This is a genomic window from Halomonas denitrificans (genome assembly GCF_003056305.1).
GTDB lineage: Bacteria > Pseudomonadota > Gammaproteobacteria > Pseudomonadales > Halomonadaceae > Halomonas > Halomonas denitrificans.
The window spans coordinates 1,276,367-1,300,806 of record NZ_PYVX01000001.1 but is presented as its reverse complement, the minus strand read 5'-3'; the positions used below and the strand labels follow the sequence as shown (position 1 = coordinate 1,300,806).

At 68.7% G+C, this 24,440-nt stretch carries 15 protein-coding genes; 13 read left to right on the top strand and 2 right to left on the bottom strand.

The genetic code is table 11. The features are described 5' to 3' along the window. Positions 1-32 precede the first annotated feature (32 nt). From C9F13_RS05845 to eno, 8 genes are all read left to right on the top strand, one after another. Positions 33-2,090, top strand: coding sequence for a type IV pilus secretin PilQ (locus tag C9F13_RS05845; protein WP_108445235.1), 2,058 nt, complete (start codon positions 33-35; stop codon positions 2,088-2,090). Continuing rightward, positions 2,090-2,632, top strand: a complete 543-nt coding sequence (aroK, locus tag C9F13_RS05840) for a shikimate kinase AroK (RefSeq protein WP_108445234.1) — start codon at positions 2,090-2,092, stop codon at positions 2,630-2,632. The genes C9F13_RS05845 and aroK overlap by 1 nt, the downstream gene beginning before the upstream one ends. Positions 2,633-2,637: 5 nt before the next feature. Further along, on the top strand, positions 2,638-3,744 hold the full coding sequence (aroB, locus tag C9F13_RS05835) for a 3-dehydroquinate synthase (protein WP_108445233.1): 1,107 nt from the start codon (positions 2,638-2,640) through the stop codon (positions 3,742-3,744). Positions 3,745-4,216: 472 nt separating this feature from the next. Then, the gene (gene gltB / locus C9F13_RS05830) at positions 4,217-8,665 is read left to right on the top strand and encodes a glutamate synthase large subunit (protein ID WP_108445232.1); all 4,449 of its coding nucleotides are present in this window, start codon (positions 4,217-4,219) and stop codon (positions 8,663-8,665) included. A gap of 24 nt (positions 8,666-8,689) precedes the next feature. Continuing rightward, positions 8,690-10,108, top strand: coding sequence for an FAD-dependent oxidoreductase (locus C9F13_RS05825; protein WP_108445231.1), 1,419 nt, complete (start codon positions 8,690-8,692; stop codon positions 10,106-10,108). A 278-nt stretch (positions 10,109-10,386) separates the two neighbouring features. Beyond that, on the top strand, positions 10,387-12,042 hold the full coding sequence (locus C9F13_RS05820; RefSeq protein WP_108445230.1) for a CTP synthase: 1,656 nt from the start codon (positions 10,387-10,389) through the stop codon (positions 12,040-12,042). Positions 12,043-12,047: 5 nt separating this feature from the next. Next, positions 12,048-12,914, top strand: coding sequence for a 3-deoxy-8-phosphooctulonate synthase (gene kdsA / locus C9F13_RS05815; protein ID WP_108445229.1), 867 nt, complete (start codon positions 12,048-12,050; stop codon positions 12,912-12,914). Positions 12,915-12,948: 34 nt separating this feature from the next. Then, positions 12,949-14,241, top strand: a complete 1,293-nt coding sequence (gene eno / locus C9F13_RS05810) for a phosphopyruvate hydratase (RefSeq protein WP_108445228.1) — start codon at positions 12,949-12,951, stop codon at positions 14,239-14,241. 535 nt (positions 14,242-14,776) lie between these two features. Here the strand turns inward: eno and fdxA are convergent. Together fdxA and mutS are read right to left on the bottom strand one after the other, a co-directional pair. Then, complete coding sequence (fdxA, locus tag C9F13_RS05805; protein ID WP_108445227.1) at positions 14,777-15,100, bottom strand: ferredoxin FdxA; 324 nt, start codon at positions 15,098-15,100, stop codon at positions 14,777-14,779. A gap of 158 nt (positions 15,101-15,258) precedes the next feature. Then, on the bottom strand, positions 15,259-17,847 hold the full coding sequence (gene mutS / locus C9F13_RS05800; protein ID WP_108445226.1) for a DNA mismatch repair protein MutS: 2,589 nt from the start codon (positions 17,845-17,847) through the stop codon (positions 15,259-15,261). Between the two features lie 154 nt (positions 17,848-18,001). Between mutS and C9F13_RS05795 the strand changes: the two genes are divergently transcribed. The 5 genes from C9F13_RS05795 to C9F13_RS05775 all read left to right on the top strand — a co-directional run bounded on the left by C9F13_RS05795 (position 18,002) and on the right by C9F13_RS05775 (position 24,318). Then, complete coding sequence (locus C9F13_RS05795; protein ID WP_108445225.1) at positions 18,002-18,514, top strand: CinA family protein; 513 nt, start codon at positions 18,002-18,004, stop codon at positions 18,512-18,514. 117 nt (positions 18,515-18,631) lie between these two features. Further along, complete coding sequence (gene recA / locus C9F13_RS05790) at positions 18,632-19,696, top strand: recombinase RecA (protein WP_108445224.1); 1,065 nt, start codon at positions 18,632-18,634, stop codon at positions 19,694-19,696. Between the two features lie 3 nt (positions 19,697-19,699). Beyond that, positions 19,700-20,185 (top strand): regulatory protein RecX, encoded by a 486-nt coding sequence (locus C9F13_RS05785; protein ID WP_108445223.1) that lies wholly within the window; start codon positions 19,700-19,702, stop codon positions 20,183-20,185. Between the two features lie 167 nt (positions 20,186-20,352). After that, positions 20,353-22,962, top strand: coding sequence for an alanine--tRNA ligase (gene alaS / locus C9F13_RS05780; protein WP_108445222.1), 2,610 nt, complete (start codon positions 20,353-20,355; stop codon positions 22,960-22,962). Positions 22,963-23,067: 105 nt separating this feature from the next. Next, positions 23,068-24,318: an aspartate kinase gene (locus tag C9F13_RS05775; protein WP_108445221.1), complete on the top strand. Its 1,251-nt coding sequence runs from the start codon at positions 23,068-23,070 to the stop codon at positions 24,316-24,318. Positions 24,319-24,440: the final 122 nt, after the last annotated feature.

Here is a 24,440-nt window from a genome sequence, read left to right as displayed (position 1 = left end):
GGGCGGTGGTGGCCCGTAGGGGGAAGGGAACAATGCAACCGATGATTCGTGGTCTCGCTATCGTGGCGCTGCTGGCGGTCTCCACGGCCGCCTCGGCGGCCTCCACCCTCACTGATCTTGCCTTCCGCCAGGGGGCGGACGGGGCGCTGGAGGTGGAGCTGGACTTCAGCGGGCCGGTGCCCGAGGTGCGTGGCTATCGTCTCGACGAGCCGGCCCGGCTGACCATCGACCTGATGGACACGACCAGCGCCCTGGAGCGGCGCCGCGAGGAGCTCGGCATGGGCGGGGTCGAGCGGGTCACGGCCCTGGAGGCGGGGTCCCGCACGCGGCTGGTCTTCGAGCTGGAAGGCCCCTTGCCCTACAACACCCGCCAGCAGGGCGATCGCCTGCTGCTCGCCATCGGCGGCGCGGCCGCCCAGCCGGTCGCGGCCCCCTCGGCGGACGCCTCGCGGACGGTGGCATCGTCGACCCGGGCATCGACGCCATCGACCCAGGCCTATAGCCAGCCGAGCATTCAGGACATCGACTTCCGTCGCGGCGATGGTGGCGCGGGGCGACTGGTCGTCACCTTCGACCGCTCAGGCGTGGATGCCCGGGTGCGCGAGAGCGGCCAGCGCATCGTCGCCGAGCTGCGCGAGGTCCGGCTGCCAGCCTCCCTGGATCAGGTCTATGACGTCAGCGACTTCGGCACCCCGCTCAAGCGCGTCACTCCCCGCGTCGGGCGCGACGGCGTGACCCTGGACATCCAGGGCGAAGGGCGCTTCGCCATGCTCTCCACCCAGACGGGTCGCCAGCTGGTGATCGAGGCCGAGCCGGTCACCCAGGCCCAGCAGGAGGAGCGCGTCCGTGAGCAGTTCCCCTATACCGGCGAGCGTATCACCCTGAACTTCCAGGACATCGAGGTGCGCTCGGTGCTGGCGATCATCGCCGACTTCACCGGCCTCAACCTGGTGGCCAGCGACAGCGTCACCGGGCGGGTCACTCTCAACCTGCAGGACGTGCCCTGGGACCAGGCCCTGGACCTGGTGCTCAAGAGCCACGGCCTCGCCAGTCGCCAGGAGGGCAACGTCATCGTGGTGGCGCCGGCCGCGGAGCTGGCCAATCTGGAGCGCCAGGAGCTGGAGTCCCGCGAGCAGCTGGAGACCCTGGCGCCGCTGGAGACCGAGTACATCCAGGTGAAGTACGCCAAGGCCTCCGACCTGGCCGCCTTGCTGCAAGACGCGAGCGGCTTCGGGCTGCTGACTGATCGCGGTCGGGTCGCCGTCGACCCTCGGACCAACACCCTGTTGGTGCAGGATACCGCCGAGCAGATCGATACCATCATGGCCACCCTGGATCGCCTGGATATCGCCGTGCGCCAGGTGCAGATCGAGGCGCGCATCGTCATCGCCCGGGACAGCGCTACCCGGGAGCTCGGGATCAACTGGGGGCTCTCTTCCCCCGACCGCATCGGCGATGGCCGCTTCGATGTCGCCGGGGCCGCCGACGGCAGCGTGGACAACGGTGGCCTGACCGTGGACATGGGCGGCAGCGCCGCATCGTCCACCGCCTTCAGCTTTGGCTACCTCTCCGGCGATATCCTCCTGGACCTGGAGCTGCGCGCCCTGGAGAGCGAGGGTAAGAGTCAGACGATCTCCCAGCCGCGGGTGATCACCGCCAACCAGAGCACGGCGATCATCAAGCAGGGTACCCAGATCCCCTATCAGGAGGCTGCTTCCAGCGGGGCCACCAACGTCGAGTTCGAGGAGGCGGTGCTGGCGCTGGAGGTGACGCCGCAGATCACCCCGGACAACCGCATCATCATGGACCTGGTGATCAACAACGATACGGTGGGTGAGCTCTTCAACGGCGTGCCCTCCATCGACACCAACGAGATCCAGACCCAGGTGCTGGTGGACAACGGCGAGACCGTGGTGCTGGGCGGTATCCTCACGACAGAAGAAGTGCGGAGTTTGCTCAAGACGCCTTTCCTGGGTGACCTGCCGGTGCTGGGGAACCTGTTCCGCTATACCGAGAACACCAATGATAAGGTAGAGTTGCTGGTATTCATCACGCCCCGAATACTGGACGACAACCTGGCCATTCGCTGATGCAGGCACTTCCCAACCTGATACTGATCGGCCCCATGGGGGCCGGCAAGAGCACCATCGGCCGCCTTCTGGCGGCCGAACTGTCACGTGAGTTCTACGACACGGATCATGAGATCCAGGCGCGCTGCGGTGCCGACATCCCCTGGATCTTCGACGTCGAGGGCGAGGCGGGCTTTCGCGATCGCGAGACCCAGATGATCCGCGAGCTGACGCACTACGAGAACGTGGTCATCGCGACCGGGGGCGGGGCCGTGCTGCGCGAGGAGAATCGCCGGGTGCTGCGCGAGAGCGGCACCGTGATCTACCTGCTCACCACCGTGGAGCAGCAGCTGCGTCGGACCGCCAAGGATCGCAATCGGCCGCTGCTGCAGCGTCCCGACAAGGAGGCCGTGCTGCGCGACATGTTCGCGCTGCGCGACCCCCTCTATCGCGCCACCGCCGACGTGGTGGTGCGCACCGACCGGCGCGGCCCGCGGGCCGTGGTCAACGAGATCGTGCGGCGCGTGACGCGCCTGGTCGATCCCCTGCAATGCAAGGCCTGAGCCCCATGACCGAGTCCTCCGCTGCCCCGTCCACCCTCGAGGTGGCGCTGGGCGATCGCAGCTACCCCATCCACATCGGCCCCGGCCTGCTGGGCGACCCGCAGTGGCTGACGCCGCACCTGGCCGGTCGCCAGGTCATGGTGGTCACCAACGAGACGGTGGCGCCGCTCTATCTCGAGACCCTGACCCGGGGGCTTCCCGGCGATCTCGAGGTGCGCAGCCTGGTGCTGCCCGATGGTGAGGCCACCAAGACGCTGTCCCACGTGGAGCGGATCTGGGATGCCCTGCTGGCCGCCGGCTTCAATCGCCGCTGCACTCTGATCGCCCTGGGCGGCGGGGTGACCGGTGACATGGTCGGCTTCGCCGCCGCCTGCTACCAGCGCGGCGTGGCCTTCGTGCAGGTGCCGACTACCCTGCTCGCGCAGGTCGACTCCTCGGTCGGCGGCAAGACCGGCGTCAACCACCCCCGCGGCAAGAACATGATCGGCGCCTTCTGGCAGCCCCGGGCGGTGCTGATCGATACCGACACCCTGACGACGCTGCCGCCCCGCGAGCTCTCGGCGGGGCTCGCCGAGGTGATCAAGTACGGGCTGATCCGCGACGCCGACTTCCTGGCCTGGCTCGAGGCCGAGATGTCGGCGCTGCGGGGTCTCGATGCCGCCGCCCTGACCCGCGCCATCGAGCGCAGCTGCGCGCTCAAGGCCGAGATCGTCGCCGAGGACGAGACCGAGCAGGGGGTGAGGGCGCTGCTCAACCTGGGCCACACCTTCGGGCATGCCATCGAGGCCCACCAGGGCTACGGGCACTGGCTTCACGGCGAGGCCGTCGGCGTCGGCATGCTGATGGCCGCCGAGTTGTCGTGTCGCCTGGGCTGGCTCGGTGAGGCCGAGGTGGCCCGCGTGCGGACGCTCATCGAGGCCGCCGGCCTGCCGCTGGCGGCGCCGGCCGAGATGGGGGTGGACGACTTCCTCGCCATCATGCGCCTGGACAAGAAGAACCTCGACAGCCGCCTGCGGCTCATCCTGCTGCGCGCCCTGGGCGATGCCTGCATCCACGACGAGACGCCGCCGCAGACCCTGGCCGTGCTCCTCGAGGCCTTCCCTCGCCGCTGAACCGTCGCCGGTGCCCGAGGTCGACGCCTCGAGACGGCCTCATCTCCCAGCCCGTTCCTTCGACGCCCGCCCTAGTGCGGGCGTCGTCGTGTCCGGGCCGCGCCGAGGTCCCGGGCGGCGCATCTTCTAAGCTATTCGCATGCCTCATGCCGGATCGGCATGGATAATCCAGGGTTGGTTCGACTAAAGTCTAATGATGGTCAGACTCCGTTGACGGAGCGTTGTGCCGCTTTGCAAGCCTTTGAGTTAGCGAGTTTTTTTGCCAGGGGTGCCGTGCAAGTGACGGATTTGCCGGCGGTTTTGAGGGAGTGGTCGGGGGCGGCCGATTGCGCGAGGGGCGCGCCTCTGGCTATGCTGGTCGGCCTTTTGCAGAGCAGTCCTCGCCCCTCGCGGGAGCGACATGAAAAAAGAAAAACCAATAAACATATCATGAGATGACTGACAAAGAAACCATTCAACCCGAGGCACGCCCATGAACAGAGGTCTCCATCAGCCCGGCGAGTTCCGTGACAACTGCGGCTTCGGCCTGATCGCCCACATGGAGGGCCAGGCCAGTCACGACCTGCTCAAGACCGCCATCGAGTCCCTGACCTGCATGACCCACCGTGGCGGCATCGCCGCCGACGGCAAGACCGGTGACGGCTGCGGGCTGCTGCTGCAGATGCCGGATGCCTTCATGCGCGAGGTGGCGAAGGAGTCGCTGGGCGTGACGCTGGGCGAGCGCTATGCGGTCGGCGCGGTCTTCCTGCCTGATGACGATGCCCGCGAGGCCCACGGGCGCGAGACCCTCGTCGCCGAGCTCGAGGCCCGCGGCCTGCGAGTGGCCGGTTGGCGCGAGGTCCCGGTGGACCCCAGCGTCTGTGGTCCCATGGCGCTGGACTGCCTGCCGCGCATCCGCCAGCTGTTCGTCGAGCCCGGCGAGACCACGGGCGACGCCTTCGACGTCGATCTCTTCATGGCGCGCCGCCGCGCCGAGGAGGCGCTGCGCGACGAGCCGGACTTCTACGTCTGCTCGCTCTCCGCCGAGGTCGTCTCCTACAAGGGGCTGGTGATGCCGGTGGACCTGCCCGCCTTCTATCGTGACCTGGGCGATGCGCGCCTCGAGACCGCGATCTGCGTCTTCCACCAGCGCTTCTCCACCAACACCGCGCCGCGCTGGCCGCTGGCCCAGCCGTTCCGCCTGCTGGCCCACAACGGCGAGATCAATACCGTCGAGGCCAACCGCGGCTGGGCAAACTCCCGCAAGGAGAACTTCCTGAGCGAGCGGCTGCCGGAGATCACCGAGCTCGACGAGATCGTCAACACCACCGGCTCCGACTCCTCCAGCATGGACAACATGCTCGAGGTGCTGTTGACCGGCGGCATGGAGCTGCATCGCGCGGTGCGCATGATGGTGCCGCCGGCCTGGCAGAACGTCGAGCTGATGGACGCCGACCTGCGCGCCTTCTACGAGTACAACTCCATGCACATGGAGCCCTGGGACGGCCCGGCCGGCGTGGTGATGACCGATGGCCGCCAGGCGGTCTGCATGCTCGACCGCAACGGCCTGCGCCCGGCGCGCTGGGTGATCACCAAGAACGGCTATATCACCCTGGCCTCCGAGATCGGCACCTACGGCTACCGCCCCGAGGACGTGGTCGCCAAGGGGCGGGTCGGCCCCGGCCAGATCCTCGCCGTGGACACCGAGACCGGCGAGGTGCTGCATACCTCCGACATCGACCAGCGCCTCAAGGCCGCCTATCCCTACAAGCGCTGGCTGAAGCAGGAGGCCCAATATCTTGAGTCGGCGCTGACCGAGCTCGCCAGCTTCCACGCCATGGACGCCGACGCTCTGCTCGCCCAGCAGAAGATGTTCCAGGTCAGCTTCGAGGAGCGCGACCAGGTGCTGCGCCCGCTGGCCGAGAGCGGTCAGGAGGCCGTGGGCTCGATGGGCGACGACACGCCCATGGCGGTGCTCTCCGGCAAGCAGCGCCTGCTCACCGACTACTTCCGCCAGAAGTTCGCCCAGGTCACCAACCCGGCGATCGACCCGCTGCGCGAGGCGATCGTGATGTCGCTGGAGACCTGCATCGGCGCCGAGCGTAACGTCTTCAAGGCGACCCCGGAGCATGCCCACCGCATCATCCTGACCACGCCGGTGCTCTCGCCGCGCAAGTTCGCCGCGCTGATCCACCAGGACGACCCGGCCTTCACCAGCCAGGTCCTGTCGCTGGGCTACGATCCCCAGGAGGTCGGCCTCAAGGGGGCGATCCATGCGCTCTGCCGCCGGGCCGAGCAGGCCGTCCACGACGGCAAGGTGATCCTGGTGCTCTCGGACGCCGAGCTTGGCAAGGGGCTGCTGCCGATCCACGCGGCGCTGGCGGTGGGTGCCGTGCACCATCACCTGGGCCGCCTGGCGCTGCGGCCGCGCTGCAACATCGTGGTCGAGACCGGCTATGCCCGGGACGCCCACCAGATGGCGGTGCTGTTCGGCGTCGGGGCCACCGCGGTCTTCCCGTGGCTGGCCTACCAGGTGATGGCCGACATGCACCACTCGGGGGAGCTGGTCGGCAATCCCGCCGACGCCCGCGAGAACTACCGCAAGGGTCTGCAGAAGGGGCTCTACAAGATCCTCTCCAAGATGGGCATCTCGACCCTGGCCTCCTACCGCGGCTCCCAGCTGTTCGAGGCGGTGGGCCTCGCCTCGGAGGTGGTCGATCTCTGCTTCACCGGCATGGCGTCGCGTATCGAGGGCACCGGCTTCAGTGAGCTGCAGCTGCAGCAGGAGCTGCTGGGCCGCGAGGCCTGGACGCCGCGCAAGGGCATCGCCCAGGGCGGCCTGATGAAGTACGTCCACGGCCACGAGTACCACGCCTACAACCCCGACGTGGTCACGGCACTCCAGGAGGCGGTCCAGGAGGGCGACTACGCCAAGTGGAAGAAGTTTGCGCGGCTGGTCAACGAGCGCGATCCGGCCACCCTGCGTGACCTGCTCGCCCTCAAGCCGGCCGCCGAGCCGCTGCCGCTCGAGGAGGTCGAGGCGGTCGAGGACCTGCTGCCGCGCTTCGACAGCGCCGGCATGAGCCTCGGCGCGCTCTCGCCGGAGGCCCACGAGGCGCTGGCCCAGGCCATGAACGAGGCCGGCGGGCGTTCCAACTCCGGTGAGGGGGGCGAGGACCCGGCGCGCTACGGCACCATCAGAAGCTCCAAGATCAAGCAGATCGCCTCCGGTCGCTTCGGCGTGACGCCGGCCTACCTGGTCAACGCCGAGGTGCTGCAGATCAAGGTGGCCCAGGGCGCCAAGCCCGGCGAGGGCGGCCAGCTGCCCGGCGGCAAGGTCAACGAGCTGATCGCCCGGCTGCGCTACTCGGTGCCCGGCGTGACCCTGATCTCGCCGCCGCCCCACCACGACATCTACTCCATCGAGGACCTGGCGCAGCTGATCTTCGATCTGAAGCAGGTCAACCCGGACGCCCAGGTCTCGGTGAAGCTGGTCTCCGAGCCCGGCATCGGCACCATCGCCACCGGCGTGGCCAAGGCCTATGCCGATCTGATCACCGTCTCCGGCTATGACGGCGGCACCGCGGCGAGCCCGCTGACCTCGATCAAGCACGCCGGCAGCCCCTGGGAGCTGGGCCTGCCCGAGGTGCACCAGGCGCTGCGCATCAACGGCCTGCGCGACAAGATCCGCCTGCAGACCGACGGCGGCCTGAAGACCGGCCTCGACGTGGTGAAGGCGGCGATCCTCGGCGCCGAGAGCTTCGGCTTCGGCACCGCGCCGATGGTGGCGCTGGGCTGCAAGTACCTGCGCATCTGCCACCTCAACAACTGCGCGACCGGCGTCGCCACCCAGATGCAGTACCTGCGCGACGAGCACTTCCGCGGCACCGTCGACATGGTCAAGCACTACTTCCGCTTCATCGCCGAGGAGGTGCGCGAGCTGATGGCCCTGCTCGGGGTGCGAAAGCTGACCGACCTGATCGGCCGCACCGACCTGCTCGAGGTGCTGGAAGGCGTCACCGCCTCCCAGCGCCGGCTCGACCTGTCGGGCCTCTTGGGCAACGACTTCGTGCCCGAGGACGCCCCGCAGTTCTGCCGGGTGAACCGCAACGTGCCCCACGACCCGGGCGCCAAGAACCAGGAGGTGCTGGAGGCCCTCGCGGAGGCCATCGAGGCGAAGTCCGGCGGCGAGTTCGACTTCACCATCACCAACTGCGACCGCTCGGTGGGCGCGCTGATCTCCGGCGCCATCGCCAAGCGCTACGGCGAGGCAGGACTCGAGGAGGCGCCGGTCACGGCCCGCTTCACCGGCGTGGCAGGCCAGAGCTTCGGGGTCTTCAACGCCCGCGGCCTGCACCTCTACCTGGAGGGCGATGCCAACGACTATGTGGGCAAGGGCATGAACGGCGGCCGGGTGGTGATCGTGCCGCCGGCCGGCAGCGCCTTCGAAAGCCACGAGACGGCGATCATCGGCAACACCTGCCTGTACGGCGCCACCGGCGGCAAGCTGTTCGCCGCCGGCACCGCCGGCGAGCGCTTCGCCGTGCGCAACTCCGGCGCCCATGCGGTGATCGAGGGGGCCGGCGATCACTGCGGCGAGTACATGACCGGCGGCATGGTCTGCGTGCTGGGCGAGGTGGGCGTCAACTTCGGTGCGGGCATGACCGGCGGCTTCGCCTACGTGCTCGACGAGGACCGCACCTTCGTCGACAAGTACAACCACGAACTGGTGGAGATCCACAGGGTGAACACCGAGGCCATGGAGGCCTACCGGCGGCACCTGCGGGAGGTCATCGAGGAGTTCGTCGCCGAGACCGACTCCGAGCGCGGAAAGGCGATCCTCGAGGACTTCAGCGACTTCGTCCGCCACTTCTGGCTGGTGAAGCCCAAGGCGGCGAGCCTGAGCAGCCTGCTGGCTGAATCCCGTCGGCGTCCCGAGTAAGCCAGGCAGAGAGGAGCAGAGACCATGGCCAACCGTTTGAGCAACGATTTCCAGTTCATCGACGTGGGTCGCCAGGACCCCGAGAAGAAGGCGGCGCGCACCCGGGCGCGGGAGTTCGCCGAGATCTACGAGCCCTTCAAGCCCCAGGAGGCGGCCGGTCAGGCGCATCGCTGCCTGCACTGCGGCAACCCCTACTGCGAGTGGAAGTGCCCGGTCCACAACTACATTCCCAACTGGCTGCAGCTGGTCAGCGAGGGCAACATCCTCGAGGCGGTGGAGCTGTGCCACAAGACCAACTCGCTGCCCGAGGTGTGCGGCCGGGTCTGCCCCCAGGATCGCCTCTGCGAGGGCGCCTGCACCCTCAACGACGGCTTCGGGGCCGTGACCATCGGCTCGGTGGAGAAGTACATCACCGACACCGCCTTCGCCATGGGCTGGCGCCCGGACCTCTCCAAGGTCACCGCGACCGGTCGCAAGGTGGCGGTGATCGGCGCCGGCCCGGCCGGCCTGGGCTGTGCCGACATCCTGGTGCGCAACGGCGTCAAGCCGGTGGTGTTCGACAAGTACCCGGAGATCGGCGGGCTGCTGACCTTCGGCATCCCCGAGTTCAAGCTCGACAAGACGGTGATGAAGCGTCGCCGCGCGGTGTTCGAGGAGATGGGCATCGAGTTCTGCCTCGGCGTCGAGGTGGGCAAGGACATCGCCTTCGACACCCTGCTCGAGGAGTACGACGCCGTCTTCCTGGGCATGGGCACCTACAAGTACATGGAGGGCGGCTTCCCCGGCGAGGACCTGCCCGGGGTGCACAAGGCGCTCGACTACCTGATCGGCAACGTCAACCACTGCCTGGGCTTCGAGAAGGAGCCCCACGAGTACACCTCGCTGAAGGGCCAGCGCGTGGTGGTGCTGGGCGGCGGCGACACCGCCATGGACTGCAACCGCACGGCGATTCGCCAGGGGGCGTCCGGCGTGACCTGCGCCTATCGCCGCGACGAGGAGAACATGCCGGGCTCCAAGCGCGAGGTGGCCAACGCCCGCGAGGAGGGCGTGGAGTTCCTGTTCAACCGCCAGCCGGTGGCGGTGGTCGGCGAGGGCAAGGTCGAGGGCGTGAAGGTGGTGCGCACCCGCCTCGGCGAGCCCGACGAGAACGGTCGCCAGCGCCCCGAGGTGGTGCCCGGCTCCGAGGAGGTCATCCCCGCCGACGCCGTGGTGGTGGCCTTCGGCTTCCAGCCGAGCCCGTCGCCCTGGTTCGAGACCGTGGGCATCGAGGTCGACGAGCGTGGCCGGGTCAAGGCGCCGGAGCAGGGCGCCCACCCGTTCCAGACCACCAACGAGAAGATCTTCGCCGGCGGTGACATGGTACGCGGCTCCGACCTGGTGGTGACCGCCATCTATGAGGGGCGCCAGGCCGGCGAGGGCATCCTCGACTATCTGGGCGTCTAAGCCACGGGGATAGGTCGCAAGAATTCGGCAGCGCCCTGCGGCGCCGGGGACGGGTCGAAGCGGAGGTCATTTGCCATGGATGGCAAATGTAGCGCCCAGGGAAGGGTTCACGGCGCCTCCGTGATGGTCCGGCACCCGGAACCTGTCGCCGGGAAAGCCGCGAGCCACGCCGCTGCCCCGGGCTGAAATTGAGCCTTTGGTCGCATTCTGCTAGTCTGTCGTCCCATCCTGGCGCGGCTTCCTGCCGTGCCTACCGATCACGTTTCGACAGGTTCTCCATGACACGATATATCTTCGTGACCGGCGGCGTTGTGTCCTCTCTCGGCAAGGGCATCGCGTCGGCCTCGCTGGCGGCGATTCTCGAGGCCCGCGGCCTCAAGGTCACCATGCTCAAGCTCGATCCCTACATCAACGTGGATCCGGGCACCATGAGCCCCTTCCAGCACGGCGAGGTGTTCGTCACCGAGGATGGGGCCGAGACCGACCTGGACCTCGGGCACTACGAGCGCTTCATTCGCACGAAGATGACCCAGGCCAATAACTTCACCACCGGCCGCGTCTACGAGCACGTGCTGCGCAAGGAGCGCCGCGGCGACTACCTGGGCGGCACCGTGCAGGTGATCCCGCACATCACCGACGAGATCAAGCGTCGTGTCTATGAAGGCGGCAAGGGCTTCGACGTGGCGCTGGTCGAGATCGGCGGCACCGTGGGCGACATCGAGTCGCTGCCGTTCCTGGAGTCGATCCGCCAGATCCGAAGCGAGCTGGGTGCGAACCGGGCGATCTTCATGCACCTGACCCTGGTGCCCTACATCAAGACCGCCGGCGAGACCAAGACCAAGCCGACCCAGCACAGCGTCAAGGAGCTGCGCTCGATCGGCATCCAGCCGGACATCCTGATCTGCCGCAGCGAGGTGGAGCTCGAGGAGAGCGAGCGGCGCAAGATCGCGCTCTTCACCAACGTCGAGGAGCGGGCGGTCATCCCGCTGCAGGACGCCGACACCATCTACCGCATCCCGCTGATGCTCCACGAGCACGGCCTCGACGACATCGTCTGCGACAAGCTGCGCCTGGAGGCCGGCGAGGCGGACCTCGGCGAGTGGGTGAAGGTGCTCGACGCCAAGCTCAACCCGCTGAAGTCGGTCAACATCGCCATGGTCGGCAAGTACATGGAGCTGCTCGACGCCTACAAGTCGCTCAACGAGGCGCTGATCCATGCCGGCATCCAGTCGCGCATCAAGGTCAACGTCGACTACATCGACTCCGAGGACATCGAGCACCACGGCACCGAACGCCTGGCCGGCAAGGACGCCATCCTGGTGCCCGGCGGCTTCGGTGAGCGCGGCGTCGAGGGCAAGATCGCGACCGCCCGCTTCGCCCGCGAGAACGACATCCCCTACCTCGGCATCTGCCTCGGCATGCAGGTGGCGGTGATCGAGTTCGCGCGCCACGTGGCCGGCTGGGACGACGCCGACTCCACCGAGTTCACCCACGAGACCCAGCACCCGGTCGTGGGCCTGATCACCGAGTGGCTGAGCCCCGAGGGCAAGGTCGAGCTGCGCGACGAGGCCTCCGACCTGGGCGGCACCATGCGCCTGGGCGGCCAGGTCTGCCAGCTCAAGGCCGGCAGCAAGGCCCGCGAGGCCTACGGCAGCGACGAGATCGTCGAGCGCCACCGTCACCGCTTCGAGGTCAACAACCAGTTCATCGGCGAGCTCGAGCAGGCGGGCCTGGTGGTCTCCGGCAAGAGCGTCGACAACTCCCTGGTGGAGGTGGTCGAGCTGCCGGATCATCCCTGGTACGTCGCCTGCCAGTTCCATCCCGAGTTCACCTCCACGCCCCGTGACGGCCATCCGCTGTTCACCGGCTTCGTCAGCGCGGCGCTGGAGCACAAGACGGCGCGCGCCCGCGCCCAGACCGCCCACCAGGAGTGAGGTCGATGTCGGCATCGAAAGGCCCGACCCCCGAGCGTCACATCGGCATTGCCGGCCTCGAGGCCGGCAATGACCTGCCGCTGATGCTGCTCGGCGGCATGAACGTGCTGGAGTCCCGCGAGCTGGCCCTCGAGGTGGCCGAGACCTACGTCGAGGTGACCGGCAGGCTCGGCATGCCCTACGTCTTCAAGGCGAGCTTCGACAAGGCCAACCGCAGCTCCATCCACTCCTTCCGCGGCCCGGGCCTCGACCGGGGGCTCGAGATCCTCGCCGAGGTGAAGGAGCGCTTCGGGGTGCCGATCATCACCGACGTGCACGAGCCCTGGCAGGCCGCGCCCGCGGCCGAGGTCGCCGACATCATCCAGCTGCCGGCCTTCCTGGCCCGCCAGACCGACCTCGTCGTGGCCATGGCCGAGACCGGGGCGGTGATCAACATCAAGAAGCCGCAGTTCCTGGCCCCCCACGAGATGCGCCACATCCTGCGCAAGTGCGAGGAGGCCGGCAACGACAAGCTGCTGCTCTGCGAGCGCGGCTCCAGCTTCGGCTACAACAACCTGATCGTCGACATGCTGGGCTTCGGCGACATGAAGCAGACGGGCTATCCGGTCTTCTTCGACGTCACCCACGCCCTGCAGCGCCCGGGCGGCCGGGCCGACAGCGCCGACGGCCGACGCGCCCAGGTCGCCGAGCTGGCGCGCGCCGGCGTGGCGGTGGGCCTGGCGGGGCTCTTCCTCGAGGCGCATCCCGACCCGGACAACGCCAAGTGCGACGGCCCCTGCGCGCTGCCGCTGGATCGCCTGGAGCCCTTCCTGACCCAGCTGAAGGCCCTCGATGACCTGGTGAAGGGATTCGCGCCTCTCGAGATTTCCTGATTCTTCCAACGCTGACACGACAAGGACCCACAAGATGACCCATATCGTCGACATCCGCGCCCTCGAGGTGCTGGACTCACGCGGCAATCCGACCGTCCAGGCCGAAGTGCGCCTGGAAAGCGGCGCCATCGGCGTGGCGTGCGCCCCGAGCGGCGCCTCCACCGGCTCCCGCGAGGCCCTGGAGCTGCGTGACGGCGACAAGAGTCGCTATCTGGGCAAGGGCGTGCTGAAGGCCGTGGAGGCCGTCAACACCGCGATTCGCGAGCGCCTGATCGGCATGGATGCCTGCGACCAGCACGGCCTGGATGATGCCATGCGGGTGCTCGACGGCACCGACAACAAGGCCACGCTGGGCGCCAACGCCATCCTGGCCGTCTCCCTGGCCGCCGCCAAGGCCGCCGCGGCGGCCAAGGGCGTGCCGCTCTACGCCCACATCGCCGAGCTCTATGGCCAGCCGGGTCGCTACCAGATGCCGGTGCCGATGATGAACATCCTCAACGGCGGCGAGCATGCCGACAACAATGTCGACATCCAGGAGTTCATGATCCAGCCGGTGGGCGCGCCGAGCTTCCGCGAAGGCCTGCGCATGGGCGCCGAGATCTTCCACGCCCTGAAGAAGGTGCTCTCCGCCCGCGGCCTCTCCACCTCGGTGGGCGACGAGGGCGGCTTCGCGCCGAACCTCGCTTCCAACGCCGAGGCGCTGGCGGTGATCAAGGAAGCCGTCTCCAACGCCGGCTATGCCCTCGACAGCGACGTGACCCTGGCGCTGGACTGCGCCTCCAGCGAGTTCTACCAGGACGGCCAGTACAGCCTCTCCGGCGAGGGCAAGAGCTACGATGCCGCGGGCTTCGCCGACTACCTGGCCGAGCTGTGCGACCAGTACCCCATCGTCTCCATCGAGGACGGCATGGACGAGTCCGACTGGGCGGGCTGGAAGGCGCTGACCGACAAGCTCGGCGACAAGGTCCAGCTGGTGGGTGACGACCTCTTCGTCACCAACACCCGGATCCTCAAGCGCGGCATCGACGAGCAGATCGGCAACTCCATCCTGATCAAGTTCAACCAGATCGGCTCGCTCTCCGAGACCCTGGAGGCCGTGCGCATGGCCCAGGACGCCGGCTTCACCGCGGTGATCTCCCACCGCAGCGGCGAGACCGAGGACACCACCATCGCCGATCTCGCGGTGGGCACCTGCGCCGGCCAGATCAAGACCGGCTCGCTGTGCCGCTCGGATCGCGTCGCCAAGTACAACCGCCTGCTGGTGATCGAGCAGGAGCTGGGCGACGGGGTCGACTACCCCGGGCGCGCCGCGATCAAGGGCCAGTAAGCGCGTGGCGTAGGCGAACGGCGTTGCCCTCGGCGTGATCTCGTGTAGGAGATCGCTTACACGAGGGCGACGACATTCGCTATCCGTGCGTCGGAAAGGGTCGACCCGTCATGGGGTCGACCCTTTTTATTTGTCTGATTTATATGGGGTTTTTGTTTTTCCGGCGTGCGAGCTCAGGAGTCGGGGCGGCGCGCCGGCCGCCCAGGGCGAGGTTGTGTGCCCGGGCCGGCGTGGCACAATGACCTCGGGATTAGGGGAGAGCGGCAACGCTCCCCGGCAGGATGCATTGGGATGCAAGCAGCAGTGATGCGCCCGGCGCGGCAGGACGCCGCCCCCGGGCAGGGAAGGCATCACGGGAGCCGAGCGGAGGGAACCGCTCAAGGACTGGCAGGGAGCGGGCGGCCTTTAGGCCGCCTTTTTTTCGTTCGAGGGCCGGCCCGCTGCCGGGCGCTCGATGCAGGACAACACGACGACGCCGGATGTCGAGAGACATCCGGCGTCGTCGTGTCTGGCGAGGGCGCGCCCGAGACGGGGCTCAGCGCTCGAGCAGCTCCAGCTTGCCCGGCTTGCCGTCCCAGCTCTCCGCGTCTTCCGGCGGATCCTGCTTCTCGCTGATGTTGGGCCATACCTCGGCCAGCTCGGCATTGAGCTCGATGAACGCCTCCTGGCCCTCCGGCAGCTCATCCTCCGAGAAGATCGCCTCGGCGGGGCACTCCGGCTCGCAGAGCGCGCAGTCGATGCACTCGTCGGGATGGATCACCAGGAAGTTGGGGCCCTCGTAGAAGCAGTCCACCGGGCAGACCTCGACACAGTCGGTGTACTTGCACTTGATGCAGTTCTCGGTGACGACGAATGTCATGCCAGTCTCCCATTCTCCGGCCGGGGCATGGCCGATAGTCAGTAATTCGATTTTGGTTATAAGAAAATCATTTCTTATAATTTCAAGTCTTTTGGTCGAGCCATTCTAGTCGCGGCACGGGGCGCCCGCAAGCGCGGCGGGCCGCCATTGTCGGCCATTCACAGCGCCGCTTTCCAGCGGTAGAGCAGCTCCAGGGCCTGGCGCGGCGACAGGGCGTCGGGGTCCAGCTCGCCCAGCTGCTCGACCAGCGGATGGGGCGTGCTGGCGAACAGGTCGGCCTGGTGCGGACCGGCCGCGGCGGGCGCGTCGCCTCCCGCGGCCGGCGGCAGTCGGCTGCCCTGGTCGATCTCCTGCTGTTCGAGGATGGCGAGCTTCTCCCGGGCGCGGGCGATCACTCCCTGGGGCACGCCGGCCAGCTGGGCCACCTGCAGGCCGTAGCTCTGGCTGGCCGGGCCGTCCTCCACCCGGTGCATGAAGACGATGCCGTCGCGGTGCTCGGCGGCCGTCAGGTGCACGTTGGCCACCCCCTCGGCCTGCTCGGGCAGGGCCGTCATCTCGAAGTAGTGGGTGGCGAACAGGGTGAAGGCCCGCGAGCGGGTCAGGTGCTCGGCGCTGGCCCAGGCCAGCGACAGGCCGTCGAAGGTCGAGGTGCCGCGGCCGATCTCGTCCATCAGCACCAGGCTCTGCTCGGTGGCGTTGTGCAGGATGCTGGCGGTCTCGGTCATCTCGACCATGAAGGTGGAGCGCCCGCCGGCCAGGTCGTCCGAGGAGCCGATGCGCGTGAAGATGCGATCCACCGGGCCGATGGCGGCCGACTCCGCCGGCACGAAGCTGCCGGTATGGGCGAGCAGGGTGATCAGCGCCGCCTGGCGCATGTAGGTCGACTTGCCGCCCATGTTGGGGCCGGTGATCACCAGCATGCGCCGGTCGTCGCCCATGACCAGGTCGTTGGGCACGAAGGGCGCCTCGCTGACTCGCTCGACCACCGGGTGGCGCCCGCCGCGGATGTCGATGCCCGGCGCCTCGGGCAGCGACGGGCGCACGAACGCCAGCGCCTGGGCGCGCTCGGCGAAGGCGCACAGCACGTCCAGCCCCGCCAGCGCCCGGGCGCTGGCCTGCAGGGGGGCGAGCTCGGCGTTCAGGGTGTCGAGCAGGCCGTCGTAGAGCAGCTTCTCCCGGGCCAGGGCCCGGGACTTGGCCGACAGCGCCTTGTCCTCGAACTCCTTGAGCTCGGGGATGATGAAGCGCTCGGCGTTCTTGAGGGTCTGGCGGCGCACGTAGTCCACGGGCGCCTCCCGGGCCTGGGCGCGGGGGATCTCGATGTAGTAGCCGTGGACCCGGTTGTAGCCGACCTTGAGGCCGGCGAGGCCGGTGCGCTCGCGCTCCCGGGTCTCCAGCGCCACCAGGTAGTCGCCGGCGTGCTCGGCGAGCCCGCGATGCTCGTCGAGCTCGGCGTCGAAGCCCTCGGCGATCACTCCGCCGTCACGGATCACCACCGGCGGGTTCTCCACCAGGGCGCGGTGCAGGGTGTCGGCGAGCTCCGGGTAGGGGTGGATATGGCGCCTGAGCTCGTCAAGCGTGGTGCCTTCGGCGTAGTGCGCGAGCTCGGCCTCGAGGGCGGGCAGGGCGAGCAGGGCGTCGCGCAGGCGGGCGAGGTCGCGGGGGCGGGCGCTGTACAGCGCCACCCGGGCCAGGATGCGCTCGACGTCGCCGATCGCCTTGAGCGAGTCGCGCAGGGGCTCGAAGCCCGCGTCGTCGAGCAGCAGCGCTACCGCCGCCTGGCGGGCGCCGACCTGGGCGCGGTCGCGCAGCGGGCGGTTGAGCCAGCGCTTGAGCAGCCGCGAGCCCATGGCCGTGGCGGTGGTGTCGAGCACGCTGGCCAGGGTGTTGTCCGCCGTACCGCCGAGGTTGACGTCGATCTCCAGGTTGCGCCGGCTCGCCGCGTCGATCACCACGGCGTCGTCGCGGCTCTCCACGCCGATGGCGGTGACGTGGGGCAGGGCGGTGCGCTGGGTGTCCCGGGCGTAGTCGATCAGCACCCCGGCGGCGGTGATGGCCGCCTCCAGGTGGGCGCAGCCGAAGCCGCGCAGGTCCTGGACCTGGAACTGGTCGCACAGGGTGCGCGTCGCGCTCTCGAGGTCGAACAGCCAGTCGCTCTGGCGGCGCAGGCCGCGCCGCTCCGCCAGGGCGGGCGGCAGCGACAGGCTCTCGGCGACCAGCAGCTCGGCGGGGTCCAGGCGGGTGAGCTCGGCGAGCATCTCGCCCTCGCCCTCGACCTCCAGCACGCTGAAGCGCCCGCTGGAGAGCTCCAGCCAGGCCAGGCCCCAGCGCTCGCCGAGCGGCGCCATGGCCACCAGCAGGTTGTCGCGGCGGGCATCCAGCAGCGCCTCGTCGTAGAGGGTGCCGGGGGTCACGATGCGCACCACGCGCCGCTCCACCGGCCCCTTGCTGGTCGCCGGATCGCCGATCTGCTCGCAGATCGCCACCGACTCGCCGGCGGCCACCAGGCGGGCCAGATAGCCCTCGGCGCTGTGGTAGGGCACGCCGGCCATGGGGATCGGCTGGCCGGCCGACTGGCCGCGCTGGGTCAGGGTGATGTCGAGCAGGGCGGCGGCGCGCTTGGCGTCGTCGAAGAACAGCTCGTAGAAGTCGCCCATGCGGTAGAAGAGCAGCACGTCGGGATGCTCGCGCTTGATCTTCAGGAACTGGCTCATCATCGGGGTATGCTGGGCGCTGGCCTGTGACATGGGCTTCCTTTGACGTCCTGTGGAGTAGGGTGGCGAGGTGCGGGGAGACCGGCGTCGGGCACGCCATGCATGTCTCGGACAAAGCCAGTATTCTACGCCCAAGGGCGGTCGACGTCAGGCCGCCGACGCGCCACCATCGCCAGGGAGGACGGCCATGACCGAAAGCGACGCACCCCTTGCGCCCCAGGACCTGCGACGCCTCGCCGAGCGGCTCGGCGAGGGCTGCCGGGCGCGGGGCATCACCGTCACCGCGGCGGAGTCCTGCACCGGTGGCGGGGTGGCCAGCGCCATCACCGAGGTGGCCGGCAGTTCCGCCTGGTTCGAGACCGGCTACGTGACCTATGCCAACGGTGCCAAGACCCGCCTGCTCGGCGTGCCCGAGGCCCTGCTGGCCGAGCACGGCGCGGTGAGCCGCGAGGTCGTCGAGGCGATGGTCGTCGGCGCCTGCCGCGACAGCGGGGCGGCGCTCGGCGTGGCGATCAGCGGGGTGGCCGGCCCCGGCGGCGGCAGTCCCGACAAGCCCGTCGGCACGGTCTGGCTGGCCTGGGGCGGCGCCGAGGGGGTCGAGTCGGCCTGCCATCGCTTCCCCGGCGATCGCGCCGCGGTGCGCGCGCAGGCCGTGCGCGAGGCGCTGCTCGGCCTGGTGCGGCGCCTCACGCCTCGCTGACGCGCATCGCCGCTCGCGATGCTGGTCGCGGCCGGAAAATTTCTCCATACTACTGTGCAGTCATACAGTGGTTCGCCGCCGTCGTCATCTTTCACGCTATCTCTCAGGAGTTCCTTCATGGCTCAGGACGAAAACCGCAGCAAGGCGCTGAATGCCGCCCTCTCACAGATCGAGCGCCAGTTCGGCAAGGGCACCGTGATGCGCCTGGGCGATGCGCCCCGCGTGGTGATGCCGTCGGTCTCCACCGGCTCGCTGGGCCTGGACATCGCGCTCGGCATCGGCGGGCTGCCGCTGGGCCGGGTGGTCGAGATCTTCGGTCCGGAATCCTCGGGCAAGACCACCCTGACCCTCTCGGTGATCGCCCAGGCCCAGAAGCAGGGCAAGACCTGCGCCTTCATCGACGCCGAGCACGCCCTGGACCCGAGCTACGCCGAGAAGCTCGGCGTCAACCTCGATGACCTGCTGGTCTCCCAGCCGGACACCGGCGAGCAGGCGCTGGAGATCTGCGACATGCTGGTGCGCTCCGGCGGCGTCGACGTGATCATCATCGACTCGGTGGCGGCCCTGACGCCGCGCGCCGAGATCGAGGGCGAGATGGGCGACTCCCACGTCGGCCTGCAGGCGCGCCTGATGTCCCAGGCGCTGCGCAAGATCACCGGTAACATCAAGAACGCCAACTGCATGGTGGTGTTCATCAACCAGATCCGCATGAAGATCGGCGTGATGTTCGGCAGCCCCGAGACCACCACCGGCGGCAACGCCCTGAAGTTCTACTCCAGCGTGCGCCTGGACATCCGCCGTACCGGCTCGGTCAAGCAGGGCGACGAGGTCACCGGTAACGAGACCCGGGTCAAGGTGGTGAAGAACAAGGTGGCGCCGCCGTTCCGCCAGGCCGAGTTCCAGATCCTCTACGGCAAGGGGATCTACCATGCCGGCGAGGTGGTCGATCTCGGCGTGCAGTGCAAGCTGGTCGACAAGGCCGGCGCCTGGTACAGCTACCAGGGCAACAAGATCGGCCAGGGCAAGGCCAACGCCGCTCAGTTCCTCGAGGACAACCCGGCGGTGATGGAAGAGATCGAGAGCCAGATCCGCGCTCAGCTGCTTACCCCGGTGGAGCCGAAGCAGGAAGAGACCGCCGATGACGCGCTGGCCGCCGAGGACGGCGGCGACGACCGGGCCTAAGCCATGCGCGGCGGGCCCGCAGGGGGCGGCGAGACGACGCCCCGCCACGACGCCATCGGGCTGCTGGCTCGGCGCGAGTACTCCCGCCAGGAGCTCGTCGAGCGGCTGGCGGCCAAGGGTCACGAGGCCGAGGCAATCGCCGAGAGCCTCGATGCCCTGGCCGAGCAGGGCCTGCAGTCCGATGAGCGCTTCGCCGAGGGGTTCTTGCGCTCGCGCATCCTGCGCGGCCAGGGGCCGCTGAAGATTCGCCTCGATCTGGAGCGTCGCGGCCTCGATCGGGAGGTGATCCGCCACGCCTTCGACGAGGCCGCCCGGCGCGGCGAGGGCGACTGGTTCGCCCTGGCCTGCGAGGCCCTGGCGCGGCGCTTTCCCGGCCCGGGCGACACCCCCCGCGAGCGCGCCCGGCGCGAGCGCTTCCTGGCCGGCCGCGGCTTCGATTTCGATCAGGTGCGCCACGCCCTGGAGACGGCCTGGTCGACCGACGACTGAGTCCGCATCGGCCCGCTCCCCTTCAGTCGTTTGACAACTGCGCTATAATGGCTCCCTTTGCGAATGCCCCGGGTGGCGCTCCTGTGGCGCAGTGGCGAGCCGATACCGGCGTCGACACGCCGCTTGCCGACCCACCGGGCCACCATGCTCATCGCTACGGATACCCCATGAAAAGCGCAGACATCAGACAGGCTTTCCTGACGTTCTTCGAGGAACAGGGCCATACCATCGTGCCCTCCAGCTCGCTGGTGCCGGGCAACGATCCGACCCTGCTGTTCACCAACGCCGGCATGGTCCCGTTCAAGGACGTCTTCCTGGGCCGCGATCCGCGCCCCTACGTGCGGGCCACCTCCTCCCAGCGCTGCGTGCGCGCCGGCGGCAAGCACAACGACCTGGACAACGTTGGCTACACGGCCCGTCACCACACCTTCTTCGAGATGCTGGGCAACTTCAGCTTCGGCGACTACTTCAAGCGCGACGCCATCCGCTTCGCCTGGACCTTCCTGACCGAGGTGCTGGGGCTGCCCAAGGAGAAGCTGTGGGTGACGGTGCACGTCAGCGATGACGAGGCCGAGCGCATCTGGAAGGAGGAGATGGGCATCGACCCCGAGCGCTTCTCGAAGCTCGACGAGGACAACTTCTGGCAGATGGGCGATACCGGCCCCTGCGGGCCGAGCTCCGAGATCTTCTTCGATCACGGCCCCGGCGTGTGGGGCGGCCCACCCGGCAGCCCGGAAGAGGACGGCGACCGCTACATCGAGATCTGGAACCTGGTGTTCATGCAGTTCGATCGCGACGCGGCCGGCACCCTGAACCCGCTGCCCAAGCCCTCCATCGACACCGGCATGGGCCTGGAGCGCATCGCCGCGGTGATGCAGGGCGTGCACTCCAACTACGAGATCGACCTCTTCCAGCACCTGCTGGAGGCCGCGGCCCGGGCCACCGGGCATAGTGATACCACCGCGCCCTCGCTGCGGGTGATCGCCGACCACATCCGCTCCTGCGCCTTCCTGGTGGCCGACGGCGTGCTGCCCTCCAACGAGGGGCGCGGCTACGTGCTGCGCCGGATCATCCGTCGCGCCATCCGCCACGGCCACAAGCTGGGCGCGCGGGGCAACTTCTTCCACAAGCTGGTGGGCGCGCTGGACGCGGAGATGGGTGAGGCCTACCCGGAGCTGCGCGAGGCGCGCCACCAGATCGAGCGCGTGCTGCTCAAGGAAGAGGAGCAGTTCGCCCGTACCCTCGAGCACGGCATGGGCCTGCTCGAGGAGGCCCTGGCCGGGCTCGAGGGCGATATCCTGCCCGGCGAGACGGTCTTCAAGCTCTACGACACCTACGGCTTCCCCTACGACCTGACCGCCGACGTCTGCCGCGAGCGCGACGTGACCCTCGACGAGGCCGGCTTCCAGGCGGCGCTGGAGGCCCAGCGCGAGCGCGCCCGGGCGGCCAGCCAGTTCGGCGCCGACTACACGGCGGGGATCGAGCTCGAGGGCGAGACCGCCTTCACCGGCTACGAGCAGCTGGAGGATCGCGCCACGGTCACCGCGATCGTCGATCGCGAGGGCAACGCCCTGGCCGAGCTGGCCCCCGAGCAGCGCGGCGTCGTGGTGCTCGACCGCACGCCGTTCTATGGCGAGTCCGGCGGCCAGGTGGGCGATACCGGCTACCTGGAGCTCGACGGCGGACGCTTCCTGGTCACCGACACCCAGAAGCAGGCCGGCCACCACCTGCACCACGGCGTGCTGCTCGAGGGGGCGCTGGCCGTGGGCGCCGAGGTGCATCCGCGGGTCGACGCCAGCCTGCGCGCCGCCACGGTGCGCAACCACTCGGCGACCCACCTGATGCACAAGGCGCTGCGTATGGTGCTCGGCGATCACGTCCAGCAGAAGGGCTCGCTGGTCACTCCCGAGCGCCTGCGCTTCGACTTCAGCCACTTCGAGCCGCTGACCGCCGAGCAGCTGGCCGAGGTCGAGCGCCTGGTCAACGAGCAGATCCTGGCCAACGCCCCGACCCGCACCGAGCAGATGACCCTCGACGAGGCCAAGGAGAAGGGCGCGGCGGCGCTGTTCGAGGCCAAGTACGCCGACAGCGTGCGGGTGCTGACCATCGGCGCCGACGACTTCTCCATCGAGCTGTGCGGCGGCACCCACGTCGCCCGCAGCGGCGACATCGGCTGCTTCCACATCGTCAGCGAGGCGGGGATCGCCAGCGGCGTGCGCCGCATCGAGGCGATCACCGGCGAGGGCGCGCTGGCCTGGTTCCGCGAGCAGGAGGCGCGCCTGAACCGCATCGGCGAGCGCCTCAAGGCCAAGCCGGAGCAGGCCGAGGAGCGCGTCGAGTCGCTCCTCGAGCGCAACCGCACCCTGGAGAAGGAGCTCGAGCGGCTCAAGGCCAAGCTGGCCAGCGCCGCCGGCAACGACATGCTCGGCGAGGCCCATGAGGTCGAGGGCGTCAAGGTGCTGGCCAAGCGCCTCGAGGGCGTGGCCGGCAAGGAGCTGCGCGGCATGCTCGACCAGCTCAAGAACAAGCTCGGCTCCGGCATCGTGGTGCTCGGCGTCGCCGACGAGAGCGCCGGCAAGGTCAGCCTGATCGCCGGCGTGACCGATGACCTCACCGCCCGCGTCAAGGCCGGCGAGCTGGTCAACCACGTGGCTTCCCAGGTCGGCGGCAAGGGCGGCGGTCGTCCCGACATGGCCCAGGCCGGGGGCAGCGATGTGTCGGCTCTGCCGGGGGCGCTGGAGAGCGTGCCCGTCTGGGTCGAGGAGCGACTGAAGTAGGATACGGAAGGGCCGGTAGCAGTGATGCACCGGCCCTCGTCGTATCTGGACACCTTTCACTCATCCGAGCGCGACTCGCACTCGACATACGAGGGAAATTGGCAAATGGCACTATACGTACAAAAATTCGGCGGCACCTCGGTGGGCTCCGTGGAGCGCATCAAGGCCGTGGCCGAGAAGGTCAAGGGCTTTCGCGACCAGGGGCATCAGATCGTGGTCGTGGTCTCCGCCATGAGCGGCGAGACCAACCGCCTGATCGGCATGGCCAACGAGATCAACGACGAGCCCACGCCGCGCGAGATGGACATGCTGGTCTCCACCGGCGAGCAGGTGACCATCTCGCTGCTGGCCATGGCCCTGCACAAGCTGGGCGTGCCGGCGACCTCCTACACCGGCTCCCAGGTGGGCATCCAGACCGACAGCGCCCACACCAAGGCGCGCATCCAGCGCATCGAGACCGATGAGCTGCAGGCCGACCTGGACGATGGCCAGGTGGTGGTAGTCGCCGGCTTCCAGGGGGTCGACGAGGACGGCAACATCACCACCCTCGGGCGCGGCGGCTCCGACACCACCGGCGTGGCCCTGGCCGCGGCACTCAAGGCCGATGAGTGCCAGATCTACACCGACGTCGACGGCGTCTACACCACCGACCCGCGGGTCTGCTCCAAGGCGCAGCGCCTGGAGACCGTCACCGTGGAGGAGATGCTGGAGCTGGCGAGCCTGGGCTCCAAGGTCCTGCAGATCCGCGCCGTCGAGTTCGCCGGCAAGTACAACGTCCCGCTGCGCGTGCTGTCCAGCTTCGAGGGCGGCCCCGGCACCCTGATCATTGCTGACTCTGACAAAGACGAGGATTCCATGGAAGAACCGCTGATCTCCGGCATCGCCTTCACCGCCAACGAGGCCAAGCTGACCCTGCTCAACACCCCGGACGTGCCGGGCGTCGCCTCGCGCATCCTGGGCCCGATCGCCGATGCCAACATCGAGATCGACATGATCGTGCAGAACGTGGCCCCGGCCGGCGACTACACCGACTTCACCTTCACCGTGGCCAAGGGCGACTACCGCCAGACCATGAAGATCCTCCAGGACCAGGTCATCCCCGACCTCGGCGGCGGCGACCTGCGCGGCGACGACAACATCGCCAAGGTCTCGCTGGTCGGCGTGGGCATGCGCTCTCATGCCGGCGTCGCCTCCAAGATGTTCCGCGTGCTGGCCGACGAGAACATCAACATCCGCATGGTCTCCACCTCCGAAATCAAGATCTCCGTGGTGATCGACGAGAAGCACATGGAGCTGGCGGTCAAGGCGCTGCACAAGGCGTTCGGGCTCGACAAGCGCAGCATCGAGCAGGAATAAGCGCTCACTCGAGTCGCCGACACCTTCTACGCTACTAGGGATGGTCGCCGACCCGGGTGTCAACGGGCTCGCTTTCAACGTGGTGCTTGCCTGGCAGGTGCCGGCATCAGTGGCCAGGGACG